This window comes from Bacteroidales bacterium (assembly GCA_035342335.1).
GTDB lineage: Bacteria > Bacteroidota > Bacteroidia > Bacteroidales > JAGONC01 > JAGONC01.
Window position 1 is genome coordinate 49,773 of the sequence record DAOQWY010000010.1, and the last position, 10,689, is coordinate 60,461.

Consider the following 10,689-nt stretch of genomic DNA (forward strand, 5'->3'; position numbering starts at 1 on the left):
CCCAAAACTATTTAAAAAATGAAAAGACTAATCTTTGTACTGATGGCCATCCTGGGGTATTTTTCTGCAGATGCGCAGAGTGCCAAAGTTCAAAGCGCCATCAATTATTTGCGGAATGGCAAGCTGGATAAAGCAAAGGAAAACATCGACGCTGCCATGACGAACCCGGCAACCATGGACAAGGCTAAAACATTGTTTTATTATGGCAATGTATATTTGAATATTTATATGTCCCCGGATGAAGCCTACAAGAATCTTGCACCGGATGCACTGGAGATTGCCTATAATGCCTACAAGAAAACAAAGGAACTGGATACGAAGGAAGAGTTCAAAAACGAACTTCAAATCAATACCCTTATCATTGCAGAACAATTCTTTAACAAAGCGGTGGGGGCCTTTGAAGAAACACAATACCTCAAGGCTAGGGATGGATTCATGGCAGCAAAGGAAGTCAATGAAAGTTATGGTGGAATTGACACGTTGTCAACGTATTATGGCGGGATTTCCGCTGAATACGGAGGAGATACAACGACAGCCCTGAATTTATACCAGTCGCTTATCGACGCAGGGTACAAGGAACCAAACCTGTATGCGTCCGTGGCCAATATTTACAAAGGATTAAAGCAGTACGACAAAGGGCTTGAGGTTTGCGCCAAAGGATTGGAAATGTTCCCGGAGGACTTCAATATCATCATTTCTGAAACCAATCTTTACCTGGCCAACGGTAACTCTGAAATGGCAATCAAGGACTTGCAGCGTGCCCTGGAGAAGACTAAGGACAATCCAACCATTTATTTTGCGGTAGGGGTGCAGTATAACATTATTTCAGACGACACGACCAAATCTGAAACTGTTCGTCAGGAATCGTTCCTGATGGCGGAAAAAGCCTATCTTGACGCCATCAGGCTGGATTCGGTCTACTACGATGCCAACTACAACCTGGGAGCACTTTATGTGAATAAGGTTGCATCCATCGTTGAAAAAGCGAATGCTTTGCCGCTGGGGGATCCTGGTTATGATCCCCTGAAAAAGGAAGCCGACCAAATGCTGTTGAAAGCGATTCCTTACCTTGAAAAAGCCGCATCGCTGAATCCGGAAGACAAGAATGCACTCATTTCACTCAAAGAAATTTACGCACGCCTGGGAATGTATGAAAAACTGAAGGATGTGGATGCCAAGCTTCAGGAGTAATCATCTTCCATTAAGCAGGTATTTCGCTACGGTTTTATCCTGGTAAAAGAAAAGGGTATCAGCACCGTTGAAAACTGATCAATAAAGAAAGGGGGATAGCATCCTCTTTTCTTTAAACAACATTAGTTAACATAATATCTATTATAGGCCTTTTATGCAAGTTGAAAAGTATCTCAGAAAGACTTGCATCTAATGCAGAATATGACCTTGTCACTATTTGATCATCTCCCGGAACATTTTCTGGAATTTTTCAACTTTCGGTGAAATGACAACATTGCAGTAAGGAGCCGCAGGATTGTTGTTGAAATAATCCTGATGGTAGTCCTCAGCCCTGAAAAATCTGACGAACGGTTCAATTTCAGTCACGATGGGATTCCTGAATTCCCCGGATCCATTCAGTTTCTTTTTTAACGCCTCAGCGATTTCCCGCTGGTTATCTGTATGGTAAAAAATTACGGACCGGTACTGGGTTCCAATATCAGCTCCCTGCCGGTTCAGGGTTGTCGGGTCGTGTATCGACCAGAAAACCTCCAGAATATCCTCAAAACGGATGATGGACGGATCATAGGTGATCTGGCAGACTTCTGCATGCCCCGTCTCTCCCGTACACACTTCACGATACGTGGGATGGATCGTGGTTCCTCCTGAATAGCCCGATTCAACAGAAAATACTCCTTTTAATTGTTCATAGATGGTTTCCACACACCAGAAACAACCCGCTCCCAGTGTGATGGTGTCAACGTTGGCGTCAGGCATCTTCACTTGATTCATCCTATGATCTCCTCTTTGATTGATAAATGCATAACTTTCATTATAACAAATAAATACAACTATTATATAAACAAACACTTTAAATAATCGCATGATGATTTCGTTCCTTTAGACTTTAAACAAACATTCATAAATAATTGTTCAGAGAAAGTTATTATTAATTCTTTTGTAACTTGCCGACCAATTTTAAGCAACGATGCGAATTGCCATTACGGGAGCCAGCGGGCACATAGGGTCCACCCTTGTGCGTGAATTGAATGGTGGAAAACACCAGTTGAAATTGCTCATCCACGAAGATCAAAAGGGTCTTGAAGGGCTGGATTATGTTGCAGTTAAAGGGAATGTCCTTGACACCAGGTCACTGGATGAACTGTGCAGGGATGTGGATGTTGTCTTTCACCTGGCAGCAATCATTGCCATTGATAAGAAATACAGGGATCTGGTTTATAAGACCAATGTTGAAGGTACAAGGAATGTCGTGAACGCTTGCCTGTCGAACCACGTTTCCAGGCTGATTCATTTCAGCAGCATCCATGCCCTAAATCCCTTCCCGCTGGATGAACCCCTGGATGAACACCGTTCACTGGTCACCAACAGCCACGGCCTGTATGATCAATCAAAGGCAGATGGTGAACGAATCATTAAAGAAAAAGTTCAGACAGAAGGCTTTAATGCATTGATTATTAACCCAACTGCAATCATAGGACCGTATGATTACCGGTATTCTTACCTGGGTCAGGCCTTACGGTACATTTATGAGGGCAGTTTACCGACGCTGGTACCCGGAGGTTACGACTGGGTGGATGTCAGGGACGTTGTTCAGGCAGCCATCAATGCGATCCGGATGGGCCGGAAAGGTGAAAGCTATCTCCTGTCGGGAACCTATAGGTCATTGAAAGAGCTTTCGTTGATGGTGCAGGAAATCTCGCCGCACCGAACACCCAAAGGTGTCGTCCCGACACAGGTCGCCAGGCTGGGTCTGCCCTTCATCCAGCTCTATGCCAGGCTAAAGAAGGAGGCACCCCTTTATACAGCCGAGTCACTTACGATCCTGAAAGAGTGCAATCCTAACATCAAAAATGACAAAGCCAGAAAAGAGCTCGGGTTCACACCTCGGCCACTCAAGGAAACGCTGGTCGACACGTTCACCTGGCAGAAGCGCGCCTGGAATCTAAAATAGGACTGAAATTTACAAACAATGGAATTGCTCCCAATGATCCCATTATCAACCTTCAATACCGTCGTAATCTGGTGGATCGTTGCCGGATTGCTCATTTTCCCGTTCACTCTCAGCATAACTGCACCCTATGGCCGGCATACGAAAAAAGGCTGGGGACCCCTGATCAGCAACCGGGCAGGATGGATCATCATGGAAGCTCCGGTACTTGCGCTATTTGCTGGGCTGGTCATTGCAGGACCCGCTCATAAATCTCCCCTTACCTGGTTGTTCTTCTCCCTGTTTCTGCTTCACTACATTAACCGGGTGTTCATTTATCCCTTCAGGACAAAGACCAAGGGTAAGAAAATGCCAGTTTCCATCATGCTGATGGCTTTTTGTTTCAATATTATGAATGGATTCATCAATGGTTACTGGTTCGGTTACCTCTCCCCCGCCTACGAAATATCCTGGCTGCTGGATCCCCGCTTCATATTCGGGATTCTGCTTTTCTTCTCAGGAATGCTCATCAACGTTCGCTCAGACCAGACACTTTTGCGGCTGCGCAATGGTGGTAACAGTGGGTATTTTATCCCCTATGGCGGTTTGTTCAGTTATGTCTCCTGCCCGAATTTCTTTGGAGAGATCCTCGAATGGGGTGGTTTTGCCCTGATGACCTGGTGCCTTCCCACCCTGTCGTTCCTGCTCTGGACATTATTTAACCTTGTCCCTCGGGCACTGGATCATCACCGGTGGTATAAACGAACATTTACAGATTATCCAGCAGAAAGAAAAGCGCTCATTCCCTTGATACTTTAACACCGCAACAACGCAGAAACCATCCTTTACGAAGGCCCTGCCCGAATACCAGGGTCCTGTTTCAAACACGGGAAGTTCACATCATAATAATAAACGAATCCTGGCGGAGATATCCGGTCATAGTAAGGATGAAACAGGAAATAGATCCACCTGTTCATCTTATGGAACTGTAAGTGCTTTTTTAGGTTCTGAAAGCCGCCCGACCTTTTCGTTGGGACAGGAATGCATTGGCTCACTGCATCTTCAATGACACAAGTCTCACCTTCGGATTTCTCTGCTCCTGTTTCCGGACCGTCATACAACCAGCAATCCCTTGTCAAATCTAAAGTAGGCGCATCGCTCAGTTGTAAATGGTTAAATTGGTTCGCTTCTCCTGATGGTCCTGCTGGACCCTGCTCGGAAATTTCAATTTCTCCGGCATAATAACTTAGAAAAATATTTCTTATTATTTTACTGACTGACAGTTTACTATATAAATTATTTAAAGTATTGATTGAAATATCTTCGCTAAGATCCGGATTTATGTCCACTGCGGGATCATTCCGCAAATCCCAGCTAATGGTATTGCCCGCAGAGATTAATGCAGGCCGTCTTGTGGTGATGATCACGTCTGTTAAACGATCCATAAAAAAATGGATGGAAAGGTAAGCTAATAATTCCCTGCAGTTTGCTGGTAATTTCGCAAAATATCTCCCCTGACCCGACTTGCTGAAAATGGTTCTTAAATAGGACACTTCTATAGGGATCATTACTAAATGGCTTTTTAAGCAGTTACTTAATTCGTATTTGATGAACCGGAGAAAATCATTCCCTTGTAAACAAGTATGCAATATTAACTCACTCAGCACGAATCTTCAATAGAATTAAGCAATTCCAGAAAACTTAACGAAATTTTTAAGCTTACTTAATTATTTTTAAGCAATTGATTTAAGTATTGCTTAATAATTTTCTTAAAAAAATTGATTTTGCTTAATAATTGAATTAATTTTGTTGCCAGATCAATGATCATCCAATGTTGCGGGAACTTTCTTTTCAAAAAAATCCGTTTATCAGGATACTGGAAAATGGACATCTTTTCTTCCCGGGAATGGAAAAAATCGTAGCCGTTTATTATGACAGAGAGGAAAAGGACATCACCTCTGTCTGTACCCTGCCTCGCTCCTACCCCGGACAAGTGGATCCTGTTTCACTCGGTGAAAATAAAGTTCTCATTCAGAAATCCCGGATGAGTAAATCGCCGACAGCCTGGTTGACGCGACAGGAATTGCCTTATGATCTGAAAGCAATTGGTAATAAGCAGGTCGAACTATTTGAGGAACGGAACAAAACAGTTCTTGTCCTGCGTTTTTCAAACGTGTACGATGGACTACAGGATATCCTGTTCTTTTATTTTCAGGAATCCATGAGCATGTTCGGGATTAATCTGACCTCACGAACTTTGTCAACCGATTATAAGAGCATCATTGGTTACCTGCTCTATCATTTCATCCTGACCTTCATTCGAATCAGCGAAACCGATGCCAGGGCGACACAGTCTCTGGTAGAGACAACAAAATCAGTGATATCCACATTCATCCAGTCGAAAGAAGAGCTCCAACGGACAAAGCATTATTATGGCCAGAGCCTTGTAGGTCTTTGCCAGAATTACCTGGAAGAATTCCAGGGAGAATCTGATCGAAGGTATAAGCTGCATGATTCTGCCATTGAAAAAATCCAAAAATACGCCGGTGAGATCAAGTACCTGAAAACGATCATTAAAAACGGGGTGATGTTTGCCGAGTATCTTGAACGGGGTTTAAAATCGGATTTATGCTACATCCACGACTGGCATCTGGATACAGAAACATATGTTCCTGAGCAGCGAAAAGAAGAACCATCGTCCTATCCGGAAGATCGTTACAGTAAAACCATTTATTTACTTGATAGGCTTGAAACAGCTGCAAAAGAAGTAGTTACATCAAAGAAAAAATTAACTGGAAAAAATGTGGGACAATGTTGTGAGCGGCCCATTTCAGCTGCAGCCATCACCGACGCACTGGACAAGCACCGAAAAAAAATACTTGATCTTTTTGAGAAATATCCGGATAAATGGGAAATCATCCGGAACGACTTTCGTCCTGTCAAAAACATAGCAGCAAGTTCTTAATGTTATGAATGAATCAGGATAGTGTATTTCCTTGCACTTTAATGAAATACATTTTCATCATTCCTTTTCCTTTCACCGGTGCCTCTCCCCTTTCTTCGAATTTAAATTTATCCTTCACCAGCTGATAGGTGCTTTCTGAAACATTTATGCGCATTGGGAGGCTGGCATTTTCCATTCGTGAAGCGGTATTGATCGTATCTCCGAAAACGTCGTAAATATATTTTTTTATACCCACAACGCCCGCAATCACATCACCCGAGTGTATTCCCACCCTGATCTGCCATTCCAGGTCTGATTCCAGGTTCTTCTTCTCAATGTACTGGATCATTTCCACTGCACTGCGGATGATATTTTCAGCGTGGTTTGGATCGGGTTCCGGCAAGCCACAAAGGGCCATATAGGAATCTCCGATGGTTTTGATGCGTTCGCAATTGTTTTTCTCAACGATCGTATCAAAAGCCGTAAAGATGGCATTTAATTCTTCGATGAGGGATTTGGGCTCGATGGTGGTAGCTTTTTCCGTAAATCCGACCATATCCGTAAAGCACACGGTAACATTCTCGTACAGTTTCGGTTCCGTAAATCCTTTTTCCTTAAGGTCAGTGGCAATACTGGCCGGAAGCACATTGAGCAGCAGTTTATCCGTCTTGGCCTTCTCGCTGGCGATGATCCTGTTATCCTTTCTGCGCCTCGAAAGGCTTGTTAAGATCACCGCAGCCAGGGCCAGTGAAAGGGCAATGCCTCCAAAAAGCGAATTCCTAAGGATGTGCTGCTTTTTAATGGTCAATGTCTGAATCTCTTCCTTTTGCTTTAAAAGCGTGATCTCTTTATCCTTTTTTTCTGATTCATATTTGATCTCAAAATCAGTTATTTGCTTATAAATGGCCTCTGAATAAAGTGTATCCTTAATGGCAATATGTTTTTTATAATACTTCAATGCTTCAGAGTAGTTACCCATGGAAGAATAGATATCTGAGAACAACAGGTAGTTGTTCTTGGCCAGTTCAGGAAGGTCACGACTTTCGGCCAGTTCGTTGCTCCTGGAAAGATAGTCGAGTGATGAGTTGTAATTGCCGAGAGCATAGCTTATTTCCGCCAAATTGCCCAGGACAGTCGCCATATCCGCTATCTGGTCGTATTTGCGGTAGCTTTCCAGCGCCTTGTTCATATAGTTGCTCGCCTGAACATAATCCTTCTTTTTGAGGTACCTCATGCCCAGGTTGTTATTCAGTTTGGCGACCATGTCCTCGTTCTGGCTGTCCAGGCTAAGCTGCAACGCTTTTGAAAAGTATTCGATGGCTTTGTTGTAGTCTCCTTTCCGGTGGTAGGATGTTCCGATATTGTTGAACCGGTGTGCAAAGTCCTGATTATCACCGATCAGGCTATCGAGATGCATGGATTCGTTGAAATACTCAATTGCCTTGTCGTATTTCTGCCAGCTATTGTAAACCATGCCTATGTTATTCAATGTTACCGCCATACCAGATGAATCGCCAATGTTCTTTTTTATTTCAAGCGAGCGCTGGAAATAGTGTATCGTGCTGTCATATTTAGCCATCTGTTGGTATAATGCGCCAAAGTTGTTGAGCGTTTTGGCAATGGAAGCACTATCCCCTATTTCAATATCGATCGTCAGGGCTTTTTTGTAATAGACCAGGGCGCTGTCCCAGATACCCAGTTTCCGGTTTGCAAATCCAATATTGCTGTAGCGGGTGGAGATGTTCACGATGCTGCCCATCTCCCTGTCCACTGTCAGCGCCTGGTTATACCAATGGATAGCTTCCTGGAAATCATTCAGTTTATGGTAACAGGTTCCGATATCATTCAGGCAACCGGAGATCTTATCCTGGTCAGGATCGTCCAATTTTCTCTCTTCTTCAATGAAGAGCTTGAGTTGTTCGATCGCTTCCCTGTAATTCTGCCGTTCGATCATAGAGTAGGCCGTATCAAAGATCTGATCGGGATTCGGCTGGCCCTGGCAAAAGCCTGCCAGGGGTATCAGAAGTGCGGGAACAAGTCCCAGGAGGCATTTTATCCGCATTCGCATTCAATTATTGAACCTGCATGACTCCCTTTGAATAAATGAACCGGAGAGGCGGAACCGTTCCCAGAATACAGCTGTCCAGCAATGTTGATCCATCATCTTCCAGCCGTATGCCTGATCCGCCGGGCGTCACTTTCGTGCAGACGACCTCGGTTACCGGAGGTGTGTCGCCAGCATGGTTGATCAGAAAATTCTCGATCTCGATCCTGTTCTCTGTCGTATCAACATAATGACAATAGATCTGTTTACCGATGGCGCCAATACATCTGGGGCTGACGGGAATGATGGAGGGAACGACATAATAAGGGGATGCGGCTACACTGCCCTCATTCCATCCCAGGTAAGGAGTGCCGGATTGGATTTTTTCTTTCAGAACATCAAGATAACCGGCAATACCTGTCAGCAACCTCGACAGATCACCACCTCCCACGATAATACCATAGGCACTTCTAATCAATTGAACCGGATCACCCGCGGTAATGAGCGTTACATTCATACCCAGATCCCGGAATATTCCCCGAACCCTCTGAACATAGGTATTGTAAAAATTACCATTGTAGGCATGCGGAATAAAAAGGACTTCAGGGGGATACGGTTCGTTGAAAAGCCAGGCGATCTCATTTTTCAGAAATTTTTCGTAAAGCAGGATGTTCTCATTGGAATCGAAGTCGGTCAGCGAGAGTTTAGGAAGTGTTGCCATCATGTACAAGGGTTTTAGGATGAATACTTCAAGAAATGTCTAACCTTCAAAAAGTGATGATTCACCTGAAGATAATTTAATGTAAAAATACAAAATACAAACAGCGAAGTCAATAGGGTTCAAAGGCCAGAAGCATATAACTTGACAAAGTAGGTCATGAAGAATGGAAAGTTGATAATTGATAGTTGACAATTATCATTTCAGCAGCACCTTTTTCCCATCCAGATATACCCTGTAAAACCGCTCCCCTTCTATCAGCAAACTTTGCTGATGATAATCAGGATGATGAAAGGGAATGTCGATCGGGAACACTTTTCCGTCAAACATCGGTGCGATGAAGGGTACGTCGGTGTGACCGATGACCATGTGCGAAACACCGTAATAAGCCAGTATCCTGTCGATCTGTTCCTGGGTGGCTTCCGGTGGCAGATGTCCATTCTTGAAATAGCCCCTGTACCAGAACGGCCCGTACGAAAATAAAAGCAGGTCGAGTGCTTCGCTGTTACGTTTATCGTATTCCAGGTTCAAATACCTCCTTACCATATGGTTCACCGAGTCAAGTTCAAGGTGCATTGCGAGCATCTGTGAGGATATCCCTCCATGGGTGAACAATATATCATTGATTCTGAGCATGGTTTTTTTCGACCGAAGCCATTGTCCCAGTACGGTGGAGGGTGTAAAGAACTGCAAATAACTGAAATCGAAGTAATGGCTAAAGAAATTATTCTTAGCGGACTGATAGGAAAGGTCGTTGGTCAGGTTCATCAGTTCATGATTCCCCAGGATGAAGTGAACAAAACCACCGGCGCTGAGGGCCTGGCGTTCCAGTTTATAGATCAGCCAAAGGCATTCCGTCACCTGGTCTCCCCTGTCAAAGATATCGCCGGTAAAGACCAGATGGCCGGTTCCCCAGGACCAGTTCAGGTCCTGGTCGATGACATTGCTCACCTGGAGTACCCTGACCAGGGAGTCATATTGTCCGTGCATGTCTCCAACCACAAAGATCTTCTCTACCTGATCGAATTCACTTGGGTAATGTACCGGATTGCGATAAAGGGTGTAACTGCCTGTATCAAACATAAATCCCTGGAATGTCAGGGCAGTGTCGGGCATGTCCATCATATGGTCGACCATAAGTGTCTGGTTGATGGCGCTATCCCGCTCCAGGTAGACAATGAAAATCCGGGTATGGTTGTCCCAGATGATGTGGGGGCCATCTGCAAAGTCAGGAATTCGGCAGGCTGAATCCCGTTTTACGACCATTGTCCTGAGGTAGGTGACGATCGTATCCTTATTGCTGGAAAAGGCCATATCGTGGGGCATCCATTTCCGGCAATTCTTATGGGACACATCGGAGCCACGCTGGACCAGGAGCCTGTTCAAACGAAGGGTGCCATACTTGGCAGCATAGAACAGGGCCGTGTTGCCATTTTTGTCCACGGGATCCACGCTGGCTCCCTGATCAAGCAAATACCTGGATATTAAAAGATCATTATTAATGGCAGCTTCCATTAAGGGCGTGATGCCGCCGGATGGTTTTTCAATATCAGCTCCTTGTCTGACCAGGAAACGGACCATTTCGTATTCTTCAGCATCAACTGCGAAATCCAGCAGGGTCCTGTCCGCTTTTTTGCCATAATATCCGTTGATATCCACACCCGAAGCGATCAGGGCTCCCACCGAAGCGGTATCGCCATCCCTGATCGCCTTGAAAAGGGACTTTTCCAGGTCATCGGGCTGGCTGGTGGCGAATGATCTGAATAAAATGGATAATATTAATATTATGATGAATCTGGGCATTAACAACGAACGAATTTTATGCTACCGCTACAATACTTGAACCCCTTCGGGGTAATTGATTT

Annotated in this window: 9 protein-coding genes; 4 read left to right on the forward strand and 5 right to left on the reverse strand. The window is 44.4% G+C overall.

Going from position 1 to position 10,689, the window contains the following annotated elements:
- Positions 1–18 precede the first annotated feature (18 nt).
- Positions 19–1,191: a hypothetical protein gene (locus PKI34_06790; protein HNS17507.1), complete on the forward strand. Its 1,173-nt coding sequence runs from the start codon at positions 19–21 to the stop codon at positions 1,189–1,191.
- Between the two features lie 213 nt (positions 1,192–1,404).
- Here PKI34_06790 and msrA read toward each other — a convergent pair whose 3' ends face one another.
- Positions 1,405–1,947, reverse strand: coding sequence for a peptide-methionine (S)-S-oxide reductase MsrA (gene msrA, locus PKI34_06795; GenBank protein HNS17508.1), 543 nt, complete (start codon positions 1,945–1,947; stop codon positions 1,405–1,407).
- Positions 1,948–2,158: 211 nt separating this feature from the next.
- On the opposite strand from msrA, the gene PKI34_06800 reads away from it, so the two are divergent.
- Together PKI34_06800 and PKI34_06805 are read left to right on the forward strand one after the other, a co-directional pair.
- Positions 2,159–3,142, forward strand: coding sequence for an NAD-dependent epimerase/dehydratase family protein (locus PKI34_06800; GenBank protein ID HNS17509.1), 984 nt, complete (start codon positions 2,159–2,161; stop codon positions 3,140–3,142).
- A 33-nt stretch (positions 3,143–3,175) separates the two neighbouring features.
- Positions 3,176–3,937: a DUF1295 domain-containing protein gene (locus PKI34_06805; protein ID HNS17510.1), complete on the forward strand. Its 762-nt coding sequence runs from the start codon at positions 3,176–3,178 to the stop codon at positions 3,935–3,937.
- 26 nt (positions 3,938–3,963) lie between these two features.
- On the opposite strand, the gene PKI34_06810 is transcribed toward PKI34_06805, so the two are convergent.
- Positions 3,964–4,686, reverse strand: a complete 723-nt coding sequence (locus tag PKI34_06810; GenBank protein HNS17511.1) for a hypothetical protein — start codon at positions 4,684–4,686, stop codon at positions 3,964–3,966.
- Positions 4,687–4,949: 263 nt separating this feature from the next.
- Between PKI34_06810 and PKI34_06815 the strand changes: the two genes are divergently transcribed.
- Positions 4,950–6,083, forward strand: a complete 1,134-nt coding sequence (locus PKI34_06815; protein HNS17512.1) for a hypothetical protein — start codon at positions 4,950–4,952, stop codon at positions 6,081–6,083.
- 13 nt (positions 6,084–6,096) lie between these two features.
- Here the strand turns inward: PKI34_06815 and PKI34_06820 are convergent, their stop codons facing one another.
- The 3 genes from PKI34_06820 to PKI34_06830 form a co-directional block, all read right to left on the reverse strand.
- Complete coding sequence (locus PKI34_06820; GenBank protein HNS17513.1) at positions 6,097–8,124, reverse strand: adenylate/guanylate cyclase domain-containing protein; 2,028 nt, start codon at positions 8,122–8,124, stop codon at positions 6,097–6,099.
- Between the two features lie 10 nt (positions 8,125–8,134).
- On the reverse strand, positions 8,135–8,830 hold the full coding sequence (locus tag PKI34_06825; protein HNS17514.1) for a Type 1 glutamine amidotransferase-like domain-containing protein: 696 nt from the start codon (positions 8,828–8,830) through the stop codon (positions 8,135–8,137).
- Between the two features lie 192 nt (positions 8,831–9,022).
- Positions 9,023–10,627 carry an ankyrin repeat domain-containing protein gene (locus tag PKI34_06830; GenBank protein ID HNS17515.1) on the reverse strand — a complete coding sequence of 535 codons (1,605 nt, stop codon included), beginning with the start codon at positions 10,625–10,627 and terminating at the stop codon, positions 9,023–9,025.
- Between the last annotated feature and the right edge of the window lie 62 nt (positions 10,628–10,689).

What these genes read in the sequence shown, in the direction of transcription:
- PKI34_06790 (HNS17507.1), top strand. Translation starts at nt 19, where the DNA reads ATGAAAAGACTAATCTTTGTACTGATGGCCATCCTGGGGTATTTTTCT.
- msrA (HNS17508.1), bottom strand. Translation starts at nt 1,947, where the DNA reads ATGCCTGACGCCAACGTTGACACCATCACACTGGGAGCGGGTTGTTTC.
- PKI34_06800 (HNS17509.1), top strand. Translation starts at nt 2,159, where the DNA reads ATGCGAATTGCCATTACGGGAGCCAGCGGGCACATAGGGTCCACCCTT.
- PKI34_06805 (HNS17510.1), top strand. Translation starts at nt 3,176, where the DNA reads ATGATCCCATTATCAACCTTCAATACCGTCGTAATCTGGTGGATCGTT.
- PKI34_06810 (HNS17511.1), bottom strand. Translation starts at nt 4,686, where the DNA reads ATGATCCCTATAGAAGTGTCCTATTTAAGAACCATTTTCAGCAAGTCG.
- PKI34_06815 (HNS17512.1), top strand. Translation starts at nt 4,950, where the DNA reads ATGTTGCGGGAACTTTCTTTTCAAAAAAATCCGTTTATCAGGATACTG.
- PKI34_06820 (HNS17513.1), bottom strand. Translation starts at nt 8,124, where the DNA reads ATGCGGATAAAATGCCTCCTGGGACTTGTTCCCGCACTTCTGATACCC.
- PKI34_06825 (HNS17514.1), bottom strand. Translation starts at nt 8,830, where the DNA reads ATGATGGCAACACTTCCTAAACTCTCGCTGACCGACTTCGATTCCAAT.
- PKI34_06830 (HNS17515.1), bottom strand. Translation starts at nt 10,627, where the DNA reads ATGCCCAGATTCATCATAATATTAATATTATCCATTTTATTCAGATCA.